The following is a 20,663-nucleotide window of genomic DNA, read 5'->3' as shown; positions in this document are numbered from 1 at the left end:
AAGTGAGTAGAAAAAAGGTACGATAACAACAAATCGTATCAATGGAGGGGTATAAATGGATATTGTAATAATTGGCGCTGGAGCACTTGGAGCATACTTCGGAAGCCGCTTTCATGAAGGTGGGGCAAATGTAACCTTTTTGGTTCGCGAAAAGCGTGCTAAGCAATTGCAGGATAAAGGTATCAAAGTTTATAGTCCAAAAGGGGATTACGAATTATTAGATCCGAAGATTGCGACAAGCCCAACAGAAATTGAACATGCGGATCTTGTCCTTGTCAGTGTAAAAGGCTATCACATTCAGGGGACGCTTGATAGCTTAAAAACGTTGACTGAAAAAGGCGCACATGTGTTACCTGTACTAAATGGGATTGAACATATTAGCATGCTACAGGATCAACTAGGAAAAGACTTTATTCTTGGTGGACTTTCCTTTATTATTTCAACTCTAAATGGTGATGGGCATGTTATTCATTCAAGTGATTTTGATGACCTGATTTTTGGACCATTACAACCTACACAAACGACGATTTGCCAAGAGCTAGAAGATGTTTTAGAGAAAACAACTATTACTGGAACGAACAATAAAACTATTTTAAAAGAATTATGGAAAAAGTATATGTTTATCACTGCATTTTCTGGGATTACTACAGCAACTAATCTATCGATTGGACCAATCCGTGAAGAGGCGGATACATTTCGAATTGCAGAAATGATTTTACAGGAAATGAAAGTTTTAGCAAAAGCATATAACGTGGAAATTTTAGAAGAAGAGGTAGAAGCTGCTAAAGACAAGTTGCTAAATTTACCAGCTGAAGCGACCTCATCTATGCACCAAGACCGTAGAAAAGGACTGACACTTGAAGTTGATCATTTGCAGGGCGGTGCAATCCGATTAGCTAAAGCAGTTGGTGTTGATATACCATACACCGAGACAATCTATGGTTCAATTAAACCATTTGAAAAGCAGTAAGGAGTTAAAATCGATGTTCAAAATTAGAATACCGCAAGCAAGTGACTATAACGAAATTAACCATTTATTTCATTCGAAAGAGAACATGCATTTAGCCGACAATGATAGTATAATAGAAGAAGATTTTTATAAGGAATCACTCTCAGAAACAACCTCTAAGTGGTTTATTATCGAAAAGTCAGGAGAAGTACTTGCTTTTATATTTTTCACTATAGATACAGATAGCAAAGGGATTAAAGTGAAAAAGTTTACCATCAATAATACCTACAGGAAAAAAGGGTTAAATGAACATCTATATAAAAAATTGGAGCAGGTTGCAAGTCAGAATGATTTAGTGTACATGCAAGTTGAAATCTCTCCAGATTATCTAGATGTTATTGATTTCTTCACACGAAAAGGCTGGATAAAAGAAAATAATTGCTATGTGAAATATATAAAGTAAGGTGAAGGGGTACTAAGTATGACGGGTTATATCGTTTTGGGAATCGCAATTATACTGGTGGTGTTGATTTTAACGTTAATTACAATTAACAAAGGCTATGCTTTTAAGCATTCGATTGATGAATTGCCAGAAGATAAAAATGAAAAAGACGCAGATCATTCGAACGAAAATCATGGATAAACAAAAGGCCGCGTTTTATTCAACGCGGTCTTTTGGTATCTAGTGGCTCCAGCTTTGCTTCAATTTCTTTCCGGCGATCTTCAAAAAGTGGTGGAAGTGCTAATGATTCACCTAACTGTTCACTATCTTCGTCTGTAGCGAATCCAGGCCCATCTGTTGCTAATTCAAATAGTATGCCATTTGGCTCTCTAAAATAAAGCGATTTGAAGTAAAAGCGGTCTACGAGTCCGGAGTTTGGAATACGTGCTCCCACCAAGCGGTCTTTCCATTTGGCTAATTCTTCCTCGTTATCCACACGAAATGCAACATGGTGAACACTTCCACGTCCAGGGCGCTCTTTTGATAGATCCTTTCGAGGCTCTATATGCACTTCTGCACCAGTCCCGCCCTCACCTGTAGAAAATACAAGGATGTCGTCTTGTCCATCTATCAATGATGGATAGCTTCCAGTCTGCTTAAATGTTAATATTTCAGTCAAAATTGCCATGGTTGGTGCAGGGTTATCGACTGTTAACGTGGTTGGTCCAAGCCCAATAATTCCTTTGTCGGCTGGAACACTACTTCGAATCCACGGTTTTCCACCCTTGACTCCGATATTGGTTTCGTCAGATACAAGCGCTAAACGCTGTTGTTCAGGATCACGAAAATGAATGACTTTTCGACCTCCTTGTTCAATAATTCCATCATGATCGACATCAAATTCTGTAAAGTGGGTTTGCCAAAACGCTAATGCCTCATCATTTGGTACGCGTAATGACGTACCAGAAATACTGCCAAATCCTTGATAGGTTGTCCCGGCATGTGGTATTTCAAAAAATGTTAAATCAGTTCCAGGGTTCCCAATCTCATCTGCGTAAAATAAGTGATACACCGATGGATCATCTTGGTTTATAGTCTTTTTCACAAGACGCATTCCTAATATAGTTGTGTAAAAGTCATAGTTTTGTTTTGCATTTGCTGTTATCGCAGATACGTGGTGAATTCCTTTTAATTCCATGGGTTTTCCTCCTTGCTGAAACTATCTCTAATTCGAGATAATCTCAGTATAATTTCTTGTATGGTTTCTGTCCATTTGTTTGTCTTATTCTTCTTTTTTATCTTCATTAGTTGGTCGTAAACCACTTTGTAGCTGACTAATACTTAAACCGAAATCCATCTGTAAATGTGGATAGTCTTTAAAGTTACGCCAGTCACCGCCCCACTCAAACCCAAGATCTTTAGCAATTTCCGCTACTTCAAACCAATCCTTTTCACCATTATTATTTCCGTCATAGGATATGTTCCAAATGATTGTATCATTCTCATTTCGTATAGCATAATCAATTGCTAATCCGTAATTATGATAAGATTCCCCGCCCTCTGCATGGGTAACAATGTTCCCGTTTTCTGTTCTACCTTGCGCATATAGTTTATTTTGCCGCTCATTGGAACGCCACTTTTCTGTAATCACGACGTCAATCCCAATGGAAGCAGTTTTTTCTAGTAGTTTATCCTTCTTTTTTTCTACTATAGGATGAAGTTTCATTGGTGGAGACGCATCTTCACCCAAATCGACATAATGATTATTTACTTTGTTGTATAGAAAAACAACTGCTCCAAAAAATGCTATGATGATCATCCATGTTAGGATGTCTTTGTTTATTTTTTTCAAATCTCATAGTTCCCCTTAATAATTCGTATACCACTATCATACCAAATTTACGAAAAGCAAATCAATTGAGTTTGGTAGTAGTTAAAGAATGAAACTTTTACCATCATTTTTCGTAATAAAGGATGTTTCAAAAACCAGTTGATGCTACTCTATTATAGAGGGGAGGGAGAAGATGTTTTACTTTCTAAGTATAGTCATTGGTTATTTATTTGGATGTATTCACGGGTCACAACTAGTGGGTAAGTTCAAAAGGGTTGATATCAAGAAATCTGGGGTGAAGAATTCAGGTGCATCAAATACGACCATAATATTGGGATGGAAATATGGCATAATAGTAGCGTTAATTGATGTTTTTAAAGCCACAATTTCGATATTATTTTTATTATATATTTTAACTAATAGTGGCATAACGGGTGAAACCACGATTATTTTCGTGTATATTAATACATTGTTTATCGTAATTGGTCATAACTATCCAATCACCATGAATTTTAGAGGCGGAAAGGGGACTGCTTCATTAGTAGGTGCCTTCCTAGCAATTGATTGGAAAGTCGCAGTAATTTGTATAGGGGTATTATTTCTTTTTACACTGGTCACAGATTATTTGGTAATTGGCGTGCTTCTTATGTACATTGCATTCGTTGTGACATCCTTTGTTTTTTTAGGAATGACACCAGGAATCATTGCGTTTGTATTATTTGTCTTAAGTTTGATAATGCATAAGGAGAATTATAAAAGAATTTTTGTAAAAGAAGAAACGAAACTATCAAGTCTTTTTCGCACTGATAAGAAAGTTAAATTTTAAGTGGATATCAGTACAAGTGCAACTAAGGCTTTCGCCATTAAAGCTTGGCGATAAGCCAAGTTTTCTAGCAAAAAAAACAGTTTAGACGCTGTTAATGGAGGTAATTATGGTAGATATACTTATTTGGATCGTGATAATTGCGTTGTTTATTTTGAGTTTTGTTGGGATTATTTATCCAATTATCCCATCACCACTCGTTATTTGGATTGGCTTTCTTTTGTATCATTTTGGAATCAGCCGCGATGAATTAAACCTCATTTTTTGGGTTAGTATGGTTATTTTAACTGCTGTGCTCATTGTTTCCGATATTATTGCAAACAGCTATTTTGTAAAAAAATTTGGTGGAAGTAAATGGGGAGAACGCGCTGCTGGTATAGCGGTAATTATCGGTTCATTTATTATTCCACCCTTTGGTATATTAATTATACCGTTTGTGACAGTACTTATTGTTGAAATGATTCAAAAGAGAACAATTAAGGAGGCTTTCCGTGCATCTATTGGTTCCCTTATCGGGTTCTTAAGCGGGGCAGTTGCGAAAGTTGTCATACAAGTTATTATGATTGTATGGTTTGTATTTGTTGTTATTTTTTAGATAGAAGGAAGGATTTTGTATGATGATCAAACCACCAAGAGTATTAACCATTGCTGGTTCCGCAGCTGGAGGAAGTGCTGGAATCCAAGCAGACTTAAAAACATTTCAAGAATTGGATGTATACGGGATGAGCGTAGTAACGGCAATCGTTGCAAAACATCCAGAAACAATGAAAAACGTTCATCCACAAACAATAGAAGCTATCGAGGCACAATATGCAACAGCAACCAAACAAGTTGGGATTGATGGATTTAAAACAGGAATGCTTTTTTCAAAAGAAGTGATTGAAAAGGCGGCAGAAATTATTAGCGGCTCAGATGTTGAACATATTGTAATCGATCCAGTAATGGTTGGAAAGCTTGATTCAAAGCTATTAGAGGATGATGCAATTGATGCAATGAAGGAGAAGTTATTGCCACTCGCCACAATTATTACACCGAATATGCCTGAGGCTTCTTTTTTGTTAGACGGACGAGCATTAGCAAGCGTAAGTGATTTGAAGCAAGCAGCCATGGATCTACATGAATTAGGTCCGAAATATGTATTAGTTAAAGGTGGTCGATTAAAAGGTCCAGCGATAGATGTGCTTTATGATGGTTCTAGATTCACTACATTTGAGGCGCCACGGATTGATACTGTTCATACAAGTGGGGCTGGATGTACGTATTCTGCTGCGATTGCTGCGGAACTAGCGAAAGGAAAATCGGTACACGAAGCGGTTGAAATTGCCAAAAGTTTTGTAACTACTGCAATTGCTTACGGCTTTTCTTATACGGAATTGGTCGGGCCTACCTATCATGCTGCCGAGCGTACACAAGGCGAAGCTCATTCGATAAAAGTATATTAACTAACCAGGTGAATGTATTGGACTCTATCAAATAAGTTTTAAGGAAACGCTGGTATAAGAAAACTTCGCCATTCGCTAGTAAGGATGAGGCGAATGACGAATTTTTTCTAAGAGCTAATTGGTAATCTCGGTACTTTTTTTAGTGAAATCTAACCCGAATGATTCTGAGGACATTTCTTCAGCTCTTGGTAAGTTTCTTAACCTGGGATGTAGGTACCATACAATGGATATAAAGATAATTCCTCCCCCAGTCAAGGAAAAGATTAATGTTGGACTCGTTACAGTTGCAAAATATCCTCCTGCCAATGATCCAATCGGCATGGCAGCAGCGCTCATGCTCATCGAAACAGAGTTAATCCTACCTAATATCCGATTTGGTACAACAGATTGAATAGTAGCAGCAAAAATAACGTTTGTACCTCCAATTGGAATCCAAGCAATCCCGTACAATACTACAGCTACGTATGTCCATGGGAGTAAGGCCGATAGAACCCAGCAAACGGATCCAATTAAAAAGGCGATTATAGCGAAACGACCAACACGAAATTTCCCCATCCAACCAGCAAGCAATGCCCCGATTAATCCTCCAGTTGACATGGAGGCTAAGTAAAATCCATAGATTTCTGCACCGCCATTTTCGTCCGCAAAAGCAGGAAGAACAGCAAGCGCACCACCAATTGCAAAGTTTGCTACAATGGAGCCAATCAAGAAAGTAGCCATCAATGAACCGAATACAATTGAAAATCCTTCTTTTAATTCATGAGAATATGTTCGAAACCCATGCTTGATTCCTCTTTTGTTTGTGACGGCCTCTTCTTTTTCATGCGGTAATTTCAACAATGTGAACAAGGTAGCCGCTACTGCAAAAGTTATGGAATCAGCAATATAGAGTGAAATCGCTCCGACAAAGGCAATTAATAATCCTGAAATAGCGTTAAAAACCATATCGATTCCTTGATAAGCAAATGAGAAATAGGAATTTCCTTTCACCAGTTCTTTTTTTGTCAAAACAATTGGTAATGCCTTAGACTGAGATGGATATGCGAACTGCTCGATGAATGCAACAATAGGCATAACGATTAGCACAATCTGAACGGTAAGCACATCATAATAATAGCTGATCGGTATAATCAGAATTAAGACTGACTGTAAAACCTGAGTAATGATGAGGGTTCGTTTAACTGGCCAGCGATCAACAAAAGGCCCAGTGATAAATTGGAGGGCAACGGGTAACAGTGTTAAAAATCCTGCTAACCCGGAATAAAAGGCGTTTCCTCCGAGATCATAAACTAGCCACATTGCTGCTACGTAATAAATACTATCTCCAATGTTGGTAACGATTCTCCCTAATAATAAAAATAGAAAATTTTTGTTTTTTAGTATGTTCATGTTTAGCGCCCCTTACGATATGCGTTTAATTTATACTTTTAGCTTATCGGTAAGAGTAATCTTTCATAAGGACCTTGAGTACGTTTGTGTCTCAGTCTTAAGACTGAGATAAATTTAATTTGGTTTGTTTTGGTAAATGGCCAACACTACACTATACCACTAATCCTTTTTCTTGTAGACTGAAAATAAAGATTTTATAAAAGGGTGATAGCAATGTTTAAAACAGAAGAATTCTCTAGTAATATTATTCGTCAAGCGACTAATGAAGACAGTGAACAAATAATTAAAATGCTCATGGATGCAGCAAGCTGGCTAAAAGAAAACGGGATAGACCAATGGAGTTATCTACATAGCGGAAAAGAAAATCATGAAATTGAATCAGCAATTTTGAAGGGAACGACTTTTGTTGTAGAAGACGTTACGGGTAAATTAATTGCTTCTTTTAATCTATCATCTGAGCAAAATGACTGGGATTTCGAATTATGGGGTAATAATGATGATCAGTCTGCATACTTACACCGAGTAGTTGTTGCACGAGATCAACATAATAAGCAGTTAGGAAAGGACTTGGTAGCCTGGATGATAGACAACATCAATTTAACAAATGGCTCAATACGGTTAGATTGTGTCGGCCATAACCAAATTTTAAATCGCTTTTATAAGGATATTGGATTCAGATTTATAGGATTACATGATATGGGTGGAACGTTATTTGCAAAATACGAACGAACTATAGGGTAGTTGAACTTGACTTTACTTTCACATGGTTATATATTAAAAATTATAATATACGAAACGTAGATAAGGATTAGTATAATTTGATTCGTTTTTTAAAGAGAGGGAATGGTTGGTGTGAATTCCTAAAAACGCAAATTGGAACCTGCCTTTAAGTTCGCCATCAGAAAAGCGTTAATGCTGTAAGATGTGCGCGGTTCATAACCGTTATCAAGCTAAGTGTACAGGTGTGTTTTCCTGTAAACAAGGGTGGTACCACCAAACCTCGGTCCCTTTTTCGGATGGAGGATTTTTTGCGTTTAATTTTTCACGTAAGGGAAGTATATTTTAAGGAAACGCCGGTATAAGAAAAACTTCGCCATTGAGGACGAGGCGAATACCGAGTTTTTCTAAAAAGGAGGATATATAAAATGGGTAAAAAGAATAAACAATTTGTTGAAAAGGTAACGGCAATGGAGGATGATTTTGCACAGTGGTATACAGATGTCGTAAAGCAAGCGGATTTGGTGGACTATGGGCTAGTGCGAGGAACGATGATTATTAAGCCATATGGTTACGCAATATGGGAAAATATTCGTAATGAGCTGGACAAGATGATTAAGGAAACTGGTCACTCTAATGTTGCCTTTCCGATATTCATTCCTGAAAGCCTTCTGCAAAAGGAGAAAGACCATGTCGAGGGATTTGCACCGGAAGTGGCTTGGGTAACACATGGAGGCGATGAGGAATTAGCTGAACGAATAGCTGTCCGTCCAACCTCAGAAGCTCTTTTCTGCGATTATTATTCCAAAAATATTCATTCTTATCGTGATCTGCCAATGCTATATAATCAATGGGCAAATGTTGTACGCTGGGAAAAAACAACACGTCCGTTCTTGCGTTCATCTGAATTCCATTGGCAAGAGGGACATACGGCACATGCGACAGATGAAGATGCATCAATAGAAACAGAAAGAATGCTCGGGGTCTATGCGGATTTAGTAGAAAATTATTTAGCAATACCTGTACTTAAAGGACGTAAAACAGATAAAGAAAAATTTGCAGGTGCGAATTATACATTGACAATTGAAAGTTTAATGCATGATGGAAGAGCGCTACAGTCTGGAACATCACATCATTTCGGTTCAGGGTTTGCGGAGGCTTTTGATATTACGTATTTGGATGAAAATGGTGAAAGCCAGTATGTACATCAAACATCCTGGGGACTTTCCACACGTATCATGGGTGGATTAATTATGGTGCACGGAGATAATCGAGGTTTAGTAGTTCCGCCACGCATTGCACCAACACAAGTGATGATCGTGCCAATTGCACAACATAAAGAAGGCGTGTTAGATAAAGCATATGATTTACGCGATCAATTGAAAGAGGTTGCACGTGTTGATATTGACGCTAGTGACAAATCTCCTGGTTGGAAATTTAATGAGCATGAAATGAAGGGTGTTCCAATTCGAGTTGAAATTGGACCAAAAGATATAGAAAATGAACAAGTAGTAATCGTACGCCGTGACACAGGTGAGAAAGAATTCGTTGCATTGAAGGATTTGCAAGCTCGTATAGGTGCTTTATTAGCTGATATTCAGCAAAATTTATTTGATAAAGCACTTGCTCATCGTAATGAAAAAATAAACATTGCAACCACTTTAGAGGAATTCAAACAAACGCTTGATGAAAAGACAGGATTCATTAAAGCAATGTGGTGTGGTGACCAAGCATGTGAAGAAAAAATAAAAGAAGATACACAAGCAACATCACGCTGTATTCCTTTTGAACAAGAAAAGATTTCAGATACATGTGTATGCTGTGGAAAAGAAGCTAAAGAATTAGTTTACTGGGGGAAAGCGTACTAAGGGATGAGCAAGACCGCTGGTACAAAAATAAAGGAGATTCCTTTTGTATACCAATTTAAAAATGAGGATTCAATTCACCTATGAATTGGATCCTCATTTTAGTGTTAAGCGTTTAGTACTTTTTCAATATCACTCTTAATACTTCCTGGCTTTGTTTGTGGTGCAAAACGATTGATAACTTTCCCATTTTTATCAATTAGAAACTTAGTGAAGTTCCATTTGATTTGTTTCGTCAGCATTCCAGGCGCTTCTTTTGTGAGAAATTGGAATAATGGATGTGCATCATCACCTTTAACATCGACTTTGCTAAACATTTGAAAAGTAACACCATAATTTCGTTGGCAGAAATCAGATATTTCATTATCAGTACCAGGATCCTGATTATTAAACTGATTACATGGAAATCCAAGAATCTCGAGACCTTCTTTATTGTATTCATCGTATAGTTCTTGTAATCCTTCAAATTGAGGTGTGAAACCACATTCGCTAGCTGTATTGACGATTAGAACTACTTTGCCTTGATAATCGTTTAAGGGTTTTTCCTCACCCATTAGGGTTTTTGCCGAATATTCATAAATGGTCATTTGAATCGACCTCCTTGGTGAAAATAATAGCAACAGCACATGTACAAGTCAAAAGGGAGGACCTTCCTTATAACAATTGTGCAATCTAGAAGAATCATTAAATAAGCAAATTTTTTTAAAACTTGTAGTATTATTAAAATCAAGGTAGAATACATATTAAAACGTTATCATTTTAATGAGAACGTGATTAATTTAATCTAAAACGTAGGATAAAAGTTCTACGTAATAGATAAGAAAATTATAAAGGGGGCAATATTTTGAAGAAAAGAAGTTTATTTTCATTCGTGCTAATTCTTGCTATCGGCATGATTTTAAGTGCATGTGGCGATAGTGGAAATGGCGGTGGTAGCAGCAGTGACGGTGGCGGAGAAGGTGCAGAACCAGTAACAAATCTCACCTTGGGAACTGGTAGTGTTGGTGGTGTTTACTATCCATTAGGCGGAGAAATGGCTAATCTATGGACAGATAACATTGATGTTGAAGGCTTTGATGTTAGTTCAGTAGAATCTGGTGCATCTGTAGAAAACATTGCAAAAATAGAAGCAGGTGATTTTCAATTAGGAATCGCTCAAAATACAACAATGCTAGATGCTGTGGCTGGAGCCGGTGAATTTGAAGGCAAAAAAATAGAAAATGTAGCAGTTATTGGTTCACTTTATCCTGAAGCAGTTCAAGTGGCAACCCTTGAGTCAACAGGAATCGAATCAATAGCAGATTTAAAGGGCAAAAAGGTTGCGATTGGGCCTCCTGGTGGAGCGACTCGTGCAGCTGCAGAACTAATATTAAAAGCATATGGAATTGAAGAAGGCGACTATGAGGCATATGAAGAAGGCTTTGGTGATGCCAAAAGTAAGCTTCAAAACGGAACAATTGATGCATCAATTGAAGTAGTCGGTGTTCCATCTTCTTCAACGGATGAATTGCAGGCTGCTACAAAAGAAGTAAAATTACTTAACATTGAAGGCGATGCATTAAAAGAAGTTACAGAAAATAGCCAATATGAAACATACACAGTTGAACCAGGCACCTACGATTGGCTAGATGAGCCTGTACAAACTGTAACGGCAATGGCACTTCTTATTGGTTCAAAAGATCAAATCAGTGAAGACCTTGCATATCAACTGACTAAAACATTGTATGAAAAAGCAGGGGATATGACGATTGCTCAAGCAAAACTTATTACAAAAGAAAATGCACTTAAAGGTGTAGGTGATTTACCACTTCACCCAGGCACCGAAAAGTATTTTAAAGAAGCAGGTATTTTAGAATAATAGATTTTGAAAGAACCGGACATATATGTCCGGTTCTTTCTCCTCACTTCATAGGTAGAGGGAACGGAGGTTTGATCATTGACTGTACAGGATACTGGACAAATTGATAAAGATGAATTAATGGCAAAATATGATAAAGAGAGTGCTTTTCGTACAAACTTAGGCCCATGGGGTTGGATAACTCTTATCGTGGGTGGGGCTTTAACCATCTTCCAGCTTTACACTGCTTTTTACGGTTCTTATGTTTCACTTATTCAAGGTGCTATCCATCTCGGAGCAGGACTAAGTTTGGTTTATCTCCTTTATCCAATTAAATCGTCCATGACAAAACGTCGGGGTGTTCCGTGGTATGACGCACTACTGGCTCTTGCAGCACTATTTACCAACTATTACATTATATTTAACTATGAGCGACTTATAAACGATGCTATCATTTTTGGTTTTACAGTGACAGATCAATTTGTTGCAACTGCAGGTATCATTTTACTGCTAGAGGCAACAAGACGAGTTGTTGGACTTCCAATCGTCATCATCGCGATTGCAGCTCTTCTATATGGTTTACTTGGACAATACATTCCTGTTATTGGGCATGCTGGTTACGACTGGCCATCACTCGCTACAGAAATGTTCTTTAGCTCAAGCTCCATATTTGGTACACCTATTCAGATTTCATCCACATACATTTATTTGTTCTTATTCTTCGGAGTAATGTTAGTTAAAACAAATATTGGACAATTTTTCAATGATATTGCACTCAGGGTAACAGGAAAGTATACAGGCGGCACAGCAAAAGCAGCTGTTGCGGCAAGTGGTTTGCAAGGTATGGTGAGTGGTAGCTCTGTTGCAAATACAGTTGGATCTGGTTCCTTTACGATTCCAATGATGAAAAATGCAGGATTTAAACCACACTTTGCAGCAGCTACTGAAGCTTCAGCGTCTACAGGTGGTCAAATCATGCCACCAATCATGGGTGCTGCTGCATTTATTATGGCATCTTACACTGGTATTCCGTATAACGATATAATTGTTATTGCGATTATCCCAGCCATTCTTTATTTTTCAGGTGTATTTATGGGGACACACTTTGAGGCTCGTAAACAAGGGATTTTAGGTCTTAAAAAAGAGCAGCTCCCTAAAACGAAGAATCTTGTAAAAAGATTGGACCTGTTTATACCACTTATTATTATCATAGGTTTTCTTCTTGTAGGATACACACCAACATTTGCTGCGCTTTTCGCAATTGGAGCAGCACTTGTCATTAGCTTTTTTAGAAAAGATACACGTTTATCTTTTAAAGGAATTATTAAACTATTGGAAGAAGGAGCAAGAACCGCTTTACCCGTTATCGCAGCCTGTGCAACTGCAGGTATTATTGCGGGTACAGTAACTACGACAGGACTTGGGCCAAAAATTGCAGGTGGAATTATTGATCTTGCTCAAGGGCAATTTTTCCTAGTTATGTTTTTCACCATGATTGCGTGTATTATATTAGGTATGGGATTGCCTACAACAGCGAACTATGTTGTAACAGCGACAATGGCAGCACCTGCCTTATTAGCATTTGATGTACCAGTAATTGCAGTTCATATGTTTGTATTTTACTTCGGAATTGTGGCTGATATTACGCCACCTGTATGTCTAGCTGCATTTGCAGGAGCTGGAATAGCAGGAGCGAACCCAATGAAAACTGGGGTTACGGCGGTTAAACTGGCTATTGCAGCATTCATTATTCCGTACATGTTTATGTCACAACCGATTCTTCTATTGCAGGGTGACGCGAATGTAATGAATGTTTCTATTGCCCTAATTACCGCCATGCTTGGAATGATGAGTATAAGCTCTGGTATGATTGGCTATTTTGTTAGCTCCGTTAACTGGTTAGAACGTTTACTTTTATTTGCAGGAGGATTGCTGTTAGTTTATCCAGATCTAAAATTCTCACTTGTTGGACTTGTCATATTTGGGATTATTGCTATAATCCAATTTACAAGAAACAAATCAGATAAGTCAGGACGTTTAACATCCGCGTCCTAAGAAAAAAAAGATGAGGCTGGGACAAAACCCAGTAATTAAAAAAGAGTGGTACCCACCAATAAGTGAGGAAACCACTCTTTTTTTAATAAAATTCTAAAATTAAGTACGCAAAAAGGATACCTTCTGATAAAGTTAAAGTAACCACACCAAAACAGAATCGGAGGTATCCTTATGTTTAAACATTATACCATGAATCAAGTCATTTTACCGTTAGATTTAGAAATCAAACTTCAAGAAAATGATATAGCCTATGCCGTTAACGATGTAGTGGAAAATATTCCAGATGAAGCATTCACTGGGTTTTTACATGAAACAGGCTGCCCGGCTTATCATCCACGGATGATGATGAAAGTGATTTTATGTGCTTATACGCAATCGGTCTTCTCCGGCAGGAAGATTGAAGGATTATTGAAAGATAGTGTACGTATGATGTGGTTAGCGCAAGGGTATGAACCAAGCTACCGTACCATCAATCGTTTCCGTGTTCATCCCGAAGTAAAGGAGTTATTGCGCCAGTGCTTTGTACAATTTCGTTGTCAGCTTGTTCAAGAGAAGTTAATTGAAGAGGAAGCCATTTTTGTTGATGGAACGAAGATCGAAGCCAATGCCAATAAGTTTACGTTTGTTTGGCGAAAAGCAATTGAAAAATACAGTGCCAATTTGGTAGAGAAGTCCAACCAAATATATGAAGAATTATTGGAAAAAGATATTATTCCTGAAATAGAAAGAGAAAGAGAAAGCCCAGATGAACTTTCTACGAAAGAACTCGCAAGAGTCGAGGAAAAGCTTCATGATAAGGTTAAAGATTATGATGAACAAATCGAAGTGAGTGAGGACGTAAGCGAACGTAAACAACTTCGTTCGGAACGTAAAGCTCCAAAACAATATCGCAAACAGTTCAAGGATTATGTAGCGCGCAAACAAAAATACCAAAACGATATGGTTATATTCGGAGAACGCAACAGTTACTCGAAGACAGACCATGATGCCACCTTTATGCGGATGAAAGATGATTATATGAAGAATGGTCAACTGAAAGCTGGTTATAATGTACAAATTGCAACAGAAGGACAATATGCGCTTGCATTTGATGTATTTCCAAATCCAACCGATACACGTACGTTCATTCCTTTTCTAAATAAAATGGAGAAAGAGTTCTTTCAGCTACCCAAGTACATTGTCGCTGATGCAGGTTATGGTAGTGAACAAAACTATGAAGATATTCTAACCAATCGAAAACGAACGCCACTAATCACGTATAATTTGTATCGTAAAGAGAAGAAAAAGAAATATAAGGATAATCCTTTTACCATTGCCAACTGGGAATATCACCAAGAAGACGATTCATTCACCTGTCCAAACGGGAAAAAAGTGACCTTCGGTTACTTTTCTAATCGAACAGATAAAGCTGGATTTAAACGGACATTTAAAGTCTATGAATGTGAAGACTGTTCGGATTGTCCATTACGATCCCAATGTACGAAAACCAAGGAAGGAAAGAATCGTAAGATTTATTACAACGAAAAATGGGAAAAACAAAAAGCATATATAAGAGAAAAGCTTTCGGAAACGGAAACAGGTGAAATCTATGGCAAGCGTAAGATAGATGTAGAGCCTGTCTTCGGATTTTTGAAGGCTAATTTGCGTTTCACTCGTATGTCGGTGAGAGGCAAAGAAAAAGTAGAAAATGAATTAGGATTTGCGTTTATGGCGGTGAACTTGAGAAAGTACTCCGCCACCACAGCTAATGGAAATCTAGACAATAAAATTAACAAGAAAAAAGGTTCCGATTATCGAAAAACGATAATCGGAACCTTTTTTAACTATTTTAGGCTAGTTATGTCCCAGCCTCATCTTTTTTTGAATAAGAAGTATGGAAACTATCTGGTTTATCGACCGTTATTCCAGGATATCAACGTTCAATAACAAACCTAAAAAGACTAGGCATAACTATCATAAGTAGTTCACTGTTGGAAGAGAAAAGTAAGATAACATGCCAAATTCACGTATAAAAAGCCAATGAAGGACAAAGGAACCTGGAAATGCACAGGAAAAGACCTTCATTATGCCAATGAAGATCAAAAGAACACGGAAGCACAGAAGGAAAAGACCTTCATCATGTCGATGAAGGACAAAAGAACACGGAAGCGCAGAAGAAGAGACCTTCATGATGCCGATGAAGGTCAAAAAAACAAGGAAACGCAGAAGAAAAGTCCTTCATCATACCAATGAAGGACATTAAACTGGAAAATTTGTTAGTTGATTTGATATTTTCTCCGCGGTAAGTGAACTACTTATAAATACCAGCCTAGTCTCAATTTATTATACAGTTTGGGAATTTTTCTCTTCTTCAATTTTATTTAATCGTATCTGTACTTCTTCATCTGTTAGTCCATGCTCCTGAACGTACATATTACGAGGGCTAGTACGGCACTCGTGTGAACATCCGCGTAAATACTTATGTTCATTTTCCTCAGAACAGATAATTTGTCTATTGCATGGTGGGTGTGCACAATTAACATACCGTTCACAAGGCTTGCCATCAAAATAATCGACACCTACAACAACATGTTCTTTGCGATTAATTGGTACAGCAATTCGTTCGTCGAATACATAGCATTGACCATCCCATAGCTCACCCTGTACTTCAGGATCTTTTCCGTATGTGACAATCCCGCCATGTAACTGCGCTACGTCCTCATAACCTTCCTTAACTAACCAGCCAGAAAACTTCTCACACCGTATACCACCTGTACAATAGGTTAAAATACGTTTTCCTTCGATGAGGTGTTTATTCTGTTGAACCCATTCAGGTAGGTCACGGAACGTTTCGATGTCAGGACGGATGGCTCCACGAAAATGTCCTAAGTCAAATTCATAATCATTACGGGCATCAATTACCACAGTATCTTCATCTTGCATTGCTTCAAAAAATTCTTTTGGATTTAAATGTTTTCCAGTCGTTTGTTTTGGGTTAATATCATCTTCCAAGCGAAGGGTTACTAATTCATTACGTGGACGTACATGCATCTTTTTGAAAGAATGCCCATCATGCTCATCAACTTTAAATGTCATATCAGCAAAGTGTGGGTCATTGTGCATCGCATCCATGTATTTTTGTGTTTGTTCAATGGTTCCCGAAACGGTACCATTGATACCTTCTTGTGCTACTAAAATTCTACCCTTTAACTCCAGACCCTTACAAAACTGCAAATGATCCATTGCAAATTGTTCAGGATCTTCTATGTGTACATAGTTATAGTATAATAATACTTGATATTCCATCGTACTTGACATTTTGTTACCACCTATCATTTATATTTGCAAGATACAAATGTTTGGCGCTGATCTTATTCATTGTTACTCTTGCAAGTACTTATTTTACCATGTTTTTGATTGATATGCCAATCCGCAAATTAGTTTAAAGTTTAGGACGAAGATAAAGAAAACAGAGGTGTAAATTACCATTTCTTCTAAATATGTAAACTTTATAATATGTAAGGTTGACATACAACCTCTTTTATTTATATCATTCTATTAGCGTATACACTAAATTAGTAGAATGGAGGTTGCAACAATGAAATTACTAGACATGATGTACATATCTTTATTTGCGGCAATAATTGGTATCTTGGGATTTTTCCCGCCTATTTTACTCCCTGTAATCCCTGTGCCAATCACGTTACAAACACTAGGAGTAATGTTAGCTGGTGGTGTACTCGGTGCACGTCGTGCTGGCCTTAGTTTGCTATTGTTTACATTACTTGTGGCCGTCGGGGTGCCATTATTATCAGGTGGCAGAGCTGGATTGGGTGTATTATTTGGCCCAGGAGGAGGCTATATTTTAAGCTGGCCACTTGCCGCATGGACAATCGGATACTGTGTTGAAAAGAGCTGGAGTACATTAAAATTATGGAAAATCATCACATTCAATGTAGTTGGAGGAATCATTGTTATTTATGTTTGCGGGATTACATTTTTATCGGTTGTAGGAAATCTTCCGTGGTTGGCTACTGCATTTACTTCACTAGTATTCTTGCCAGGGGATTTAATAAAGGCCTTTATCGCTGGTATAATCACTCTGAAGATTTGTCGAACATATCCGTTAATAAAAAAATTCCAACAAGCAGCATAAATTTACTGGAAAAAAGGTAGTGAAAAAATGGGTATTGGAAAAAATATGAAACAAATTGCACAAAAACATCCACGCAAAACGGCAATTTATTTTGATGATAAAAAAATATCTTATGGAGATTTTTATCGTAGCATTTGTCAGCTAAGACAAAACTTAGAAGAACTTTCACAAGAGAAACAATCGCAAAAAGTAGCCATCCTTATCGGTAATGAACCAGCATTTCTTGAGTTGTTTTTTGCAGTCGTGGCAATGGGGTGGGTGGCTATCCCGTTTGATCCGAAGTGGAGTAGACGGGAAGCTGTTCAAATTATGGATGAAGCAGAACCCGATTTATTAATTACAAGTAAGTCGTTTTTTCAAGCAACAGCTTATTCTTTCGATTGTATTCATTATGTAGAGGATTTAAAAAGAACTACAGAAAATACTAATACGAACGTATGGAATGTCTTTTCGAACGAACATTTCTATTTAGGCTTCACATCTGGGTCAACTGGAACGCCGAAAGGTTTTATTCGAAATCATGAATCATGGTTAGCTAGTTTTATTGCAGCCGAGAAAGCGTTTCATTATAATCACGATGATATTATCATAGCACCTGGTCCTTTATGTCATTCTCTATCATTATTCGGTGCAGTGCATGCACTTCATATCGGTGCATCATTTTATCTAACACCATCATTTTCTGCAGAATCAACGTTCGATATTTTAAGTGATGGAAGAGCTACGGTTATTTATGCAGTTCCAACAATGCTCCATGGTTTAGCACAACAAACTGGTTCCACAAATAAGAAAATTCCTATTTTATCGTCAGGAGCTAAGTTGACACCAAAAATTAAAAACAAATTACAAAAAACATTTCCTGCAGGTCGAATATATGAGTATTATGGTGCTTCAGAACTGAGTTTTGTTTCCTATGCAACCGAAGAGATGACAGAACTGCATCCACATAGTGTAGGAAAGGCTTTTCCTGGTGTTCGTATTTCAATACGAAATCAATCTAATGAGCTTGTTCCCAATGGAGAAATTGGCAATATTTTTATAGAAAGTGACTTTCTTTTTACAGGTTACCTCAATAATAAAAAAACAACAAGCGAGGTGTTAACCCCGTATGGAGCTAATATAGGCGATTTGGGTTTTATCAACCATGATGGATTACTTACAATAATTGGACGAGAAAAAAATATGATTATTACTGGTGGTCTAAATGTTTATCCAGAGGAAGTAGAAAAGGTTATTAAGGAAATGAAATCAATCAAAGAAGCAATTGTTATTGGACTAGCGGATGAATATTGGGGACAAAAAGTAGTCGCGCTTATCATGTTGAATGAAGACATAAGTACAGTCGATACAGAACATATAAAGGTCTATTGTAAAAAGCAATTAGCCTCTTATAAATGCCCAAAAGAGATTCATGTAGTAGATGTTTTTCCATATACTTCTACTGGAAAAATAGCCCGAAAAGAATTAAATCTGATTTTGTGAGGTTGAAGAAAAGATGGTTACACCAGTAATTGTACTAGCTAAACGGACGGCCGTTGGAAAGATTGGTGGCATGTTTAGGAACATTGCGCCCGAGACATTAGGCGCTCAGGTTATACAAGCGCTTGTAAAAGAAAGTAAGATCAATCCTTCAGATATTGACGAAGTGATACTTGGAAATGTAATTGGACCAGGTGGAAACGTAGCTAGACTGACAGCACTTACAGCAGGAATACCAGTTGAAGTTCCTGCTGTTACTGTTGATCGTCAGTGCGGATCAGGACTCGAGGCGATTAACATCGCATGCCGTCAAATTCAAGCAGGAGCCGGTGAAATTTATATAGCAGGAGGAATTGAAAGTAGTAGTCTTGCACCATGGAAAATGGAAAAACCATCTTCTATTTACGGAAATCCATCTATCTATACACGTGCCCGTTTTTCTCCAGATTCAATCGGTGACCCTGAAATGGGAGTTGCTGCTGAAAACGTTGCAGAAGAATACCATATTTCACGTGAGGAGCAAGATCTGTTCGCATACAATAGTCATCAAAAAGCAATTACTGCGAGCATGGAAGAGAGATTTAAAAATGAAATGGTTGTCGTTCAGGGTAAGGAGCGTGACGAATGTCCACGTTCACGGCTATCCATGAAAACTCTTTCTGCCTTAAAACCCCTTTTTAAAGAAAATGGTACAGTGACTGCTGGCAATACGTGTCCTATTAATGATGGGGCTGCAGCAGCACTCATCATGACGGAACAAAAATGTGAGGAACTAGGTTTAAAACCAGTGTTAAAATTCATCGATGCTACAAGTGTAGGAGTAGATCCAAATCTTCTTGGTATTGGCCCAATTCCTGCAGTAAAGAAATTACTTAAACGAACCCAGTTAACAATAGCAGACATTGATTTAATTGAATTTAATGAGGCATTTGCTTCACAAGTGCTAGCTTCTATAAATGAACTACACATTCCATATGATCGGCTAAATGTTGGGGGTGGTGCACTTGCTTTTGGTCACCCTTATGGTGCGTCAGGTGCAATCCTTGTGACTCGATTATGTACAGAGATGCAAAGGAAGAAAGGCAAGCAGGCCATAGCCACATTAGGAATTGGCGGTGGTCTTGGCCTAGCTACACTTTTTGAAGGCTATGAATAGATCCATGTTTGATGTAGGAATGAAATGATCGAGGAAAAATCCAATATTCTATAACATGTATATTGTCGAATATTGTTTGTAAAAAAATTCATAATAACTTGCATTATTTCTGGGTGAAAGGTAAAATTAAAGGTGCAAAAGGAAATTGGAGTTTGAATAATACTTTACGATCTCTTTACCAAAGTGGTGTAAAAGTATTTATGATTCAATTACTTTGCACGATATTTGTATAAGGAGGTCATTTTAATGACTGGTAAAGTAAAATGGTTTAATGCAGAAAAAGGATTCGGTTTCATCGAACAGGAAGATGGAGACGATGTATTCGTACATTTCTCAGCAATCCAATCAGAAGGTTTCAAGACGCTTGAAGAAGGTCAAGACGTTGAATTTGAAATCGTTGAAGGTAACCGTGGACCACAAGCAGCTAATGTAACTACACTATAATAGATATTAAATGGAAGGTTTATCTCACATATTTTGAGATAAACCTTTTTTGTTGAATATACATAATCTTATATAAACCAACTAGGTTATAATAAAGTA

Annotated in this window: 20 protein-coding genes and 1 other annotated feature; of the genes, 15 read left to right on the top strand and 5 right to left on the bottom strand. The window is 37.6% G+C overall.

Annotation, left to right across the window (positions count from 1 at the left end):
• Positions 1-55: 55 nt before the first annotated feature.
• From CFK40_RS20260 to ytzI, 3 genes are read left to right on the top strand one after another with little or no spacing between them, the layout of a single operon-like run.
• Positions 56-970, top strand: a complete 915-nt coding sequence (locus CFK40_RS20260; RefSeq protein WP_089534162.1) for a ketopantoate reductase family protein — start codon at positions 56-58, stop codon at positions 968-970.
• Between the two features lie 13 nt (positions 971-983).
• Entirely contained in the window at positions 984-1,412 is a 429-nt protein-coding gene (locus tag CFK40_RS20255; RefSeq protein WP_161493914.1) for a GNAT family N-acetyltransferase, read from the top strand.
• Positions 1,413-1,430: 18 nt separating this feature from the next.
• Positions 1,431-1,592: a YtzI protein gene (gene ytzI, locus CFK40_RS20850; protein ID WP_152640157.1), complete on the top strand. Its 162-nt coding sequence runs from the start codon at positions 1,431-1,433 to the stop codon at positions 1,590-1,592.
• Positions 1,593-1,611: 19 nt separating this feature from the next.
• Here the strand turns inward: ytzI and CFK40_RS20250 are convergent, their stop codons facing one another.
• Both CFK40_RS20250 and CFK40_RS20245 read right to left on the bottom strand, forming a co-directional pair.
• Positions 1,612-2,589 carry a ring-cleaving dioxygenase gene (locus CFK40_RS20250; RefSeq protein ID WP_089534160.1) on the bottom strand — a complete coding sequence of 326 codons (978 nt, stop codon included), beginning with the start codon at positions 2,587-2,589 and terminating at the stop codon, positions 1,612-1,614.
• A gap of 84 nt (positions 2,590-2,673) precedes the next feature.
• Complete coding sequence (locus CFK40_RS20245; protein WP_227001832.1) at positions 2,674-3,243, bottom strand: M15 family metallopeptidase; 570 nt, start codon at positions 3,241-3,243, stop codon at positions 2,674-2,676.
• A gap of 172 nt (positions 3,244-3,415) precedes the next feature.
• Here CFK40_RS20245 and CFK40_RS20240 point away from each other — a divergent pair, with 172 nt between their 5' ends.
• The 3 genes from CFK40_RS20240 to thiD all read left to right on the top strand — a co-directional run bounded on the left by CFK40_RS20240 (position 3,416) and on the right by thiD (position 5,487).
• Positions 3,416-4,048, top strand: a complete 633-nt coding sequence (locus tag CFK40_RS20240) for a glycerol-3-phosphate acyltransferase (RefSeq protein ID WP_089534159.1) — start codon at positions 3,416-3,418, stop codon at positions 4,046-4,048.
• A 106-nt stretch (positions 4,049-4,154) separates the two neighbouring features.
• Positions 4,155-4,640, top strand: a complete 486-nt coding sequence (locus tag CFK40_RS20235; RefSeq protein ID WP_089534158.1) for a DUF456 domain-containing protein — start codon at positions 4,155-4,157, stop codon at positions 4,638-4,640.
• 22 nt (positions 4,641-4,662) lie between these two features.
• Entirely contained in the window at positions 4,663-5,487 is an 825-nt protein-coding gene (gene thiD, locus CFK40_RS20230) for a bifunctional hydroxymethylpyrimidine kinase/phosphomethylpyrimidine kinase (protein WP_089534468.1), read from the top strand.
• A 114-nt stretch (positions 5,488-5,601) separates the two neighbouring features.
• Here the strand turns inward: thiD and CFK40_RS20225 are convergent, their stop codons facing one another.
• Positions 5,602-6,876 carry an MFS transporter gene (locus CFK40_RS20225; protein ID WP_089534157.1) on the bottom strand — a complete coding sequence of 425 codons (1,275 nt, stop codon included), beginning with the start codon at positions 6,874-6,876 and terminating at the stop codon, positions 5,602-5,604.
• A 213-nt stretch (positions 6,877-7,089) separates the two neighbouring features.
• Here CFK40_RS20225 and CFK40_RS20220 point away from each other — a divergent pair, with 213 nt between their 5' ends.
• Together CFK40_RS20220 and proS are read left to right on the top strand one after the other, a co-directional pair.
• Positions 7,090-7,617: a GNAT family N-acetyltransferase gene (locus tag CFK40_RS20220; RefSeq protein WP_089534156.1), complete on the top strand. Its 528-nt coding sequence runs from the start codon at positions 7,090-7,092 to the stop codon at positions 7,615-7,617.
• Positions 7,618-7,665: 48 nt separating this feature from the next.
• Positions 7,666-7,888, top strand: a binding site (T-box leader).
• Positions 7,889-8,021: 133 nt separating this feature from the next.
• Positions 8,022-9,461 carry a proline--tRNA ligase gene (proS, locus tag CFK40_RS20215; RefSeq protein ID WP_089534155.1) on the top strand — a complete coding sequence of 480 codons (1,440 nt, stop codon included), beginning with the start codon at positions 8,022-8,024 and terminating at the stop codon, positions 9,459-9,461.
• Positions 9,462-9,565: 104 nt separating this feature from the next.
• Here proS and CFK40_RS20210 read toward each other — a convergent pair whose 3' ends face one another.
• Entirely contained in the window at positions 9,566-10,045 is a 480-nt protein-coding gene (locus CFK40_RS20210; RefSeq protein ID WP_089534154.1) for a glutathione peroxidase, read from the bottom strand.
• A 257-nt stretch (positions 10,046-10,302) separates the two neighbouring features.
• On the opposite strand from CFK40_RS20210, the gene CFK40_RS20205 reads away from it, so the two are divergent.
• The 3 genes from CFK40_RS20205 (at position 10,303) to CFK40_RS20195 (ending at position 15,276) form a co-directional block, all read left to right on the top strand.
• Positions 10,303-11,316 carry a TAXI family TRAP transporter solute-binding subunit gene (locus CFK40_RS20205; protein ID WP_089534153.1) on the top strand — a complete coding sequence of 338 codons (1,014 nt, stop codon included), beginning with the start codon at positions 10,303-10,305 and terminating at the stop codon, positions 11,314-11,316.
• A 120-nt stretch (positions 11,317-11,436) separates the two neighbouring features.
• Complete coding sequence (locus CFK40_RS20200) at positions 11,437-13,350, top strand: TRAP transporter permease (RefSeq protein WP_089534467.1); 1,914 nt, start codon at positions 11,437-11,439, stop codon at positions 13,348-13,350.
• 171 nt (positions 13,351-13,521) lie between these two features.
• On the top strand, positions 13,522-15,276 hold the full coding sequence (locus tag CFK40_RS20195; RefSeq protein WP_089534152.1) for an IS1182 family transposase: 1,755 nt from the start codon (positions 13,522-13,524) through the stop codon (positions 15,274-15,276).
• 396 nt (positions 15,277-15,672) lie between these two features.
• On the opposite strand, the gene trhO is transcribed toward CFK40_RS20195, so the two are convergent.
• The gene (gene trhO / locus CFK40_RS20185; RefSeq protein ID WP_089534150.1) at positions 15,673-16,647 is read right to left on the bottom strand and encodes an oxygen-dependent tRNA uridine(34) hydroxylase TrhO; all 975 of its coding nucleotides are present in this window, start codon (positions 16,645-16,647) and stop codon (positions 15,673-15,675) included.
• A gap of 280 nt (positions 16,648-16,927) precedes the next feature.
• Here trhO and CFK40_RS20180 point away from each other — a divergent pair, with 280 nt between their 5' ends.
• The 4 genes from CFK40_RS20180 (at position 16,928) to CFK40_RS20165 (ending at position 20,564) form a co-directional block, all read left to right on the top strand.
• The gene (locus CFK40_RS20180; protein ID WP_089534149.1) at positions 16,928-17,485 is read left to right on the top strand and encodes a biotin transporter BioY; all 558 of its coding nucleotides are present in this window, start codon (positions 16,928-16,930) and stop codon (positions 17,483-17,485) included.
• Between the two features lie 27 nt (positions 17,486-17,512).
• Entirely contained in the window at positions 17,513-18,967 is a 1,455-nt protein-coding gene (locus CFK40_RS20175) for an AMP-binding protein (RefSeq protein ID WP_089534148.1), read from the top strand.
• A gap of 13 nt (positions 18,968-18,980) precedes the next feature.
• On the top strand, positions 18,981-20,120 hold the full coding sequence (locus CFK40_RS20170) for a thiolase family protein (protein WP_089534147.1): 1,140 nt from the start codon (positions 18,981-18,983) through the stop codon (positions 20,118-20,120).
• A 246-nt stretch (positions 20,121-20,366) separates the two neighbouring features.
• Positions 20,367-20,564: a cold shock domain-containing protein gene (locus CFK40_RS20165; RefSeq protein ID WP_089534146.1), complete on the top strand. Its 198-nt coding sequence runs from the start codon at positions 20,367-20,369 to the stop codon at positions 20,562-20,564.
• The last annotated feature ends 99 nt before the right edge of the window (positions 20,565-20,663 follow it).

The organism is Virgibacillus necropolis (genome assembly GCF_002224365.1).
Classification (GTDB): Bacteria; Bacillota; Bacilli; order Bacillales; family Amphibacillaceae; genus Virgibacillus_F; species Virgibacillus_F necropolis.
The sequence above is the reverse complement of the archived record's forward strand: the minus strand, read 5'-3'. Positions and strand labels throughout refer to the sequence as shown.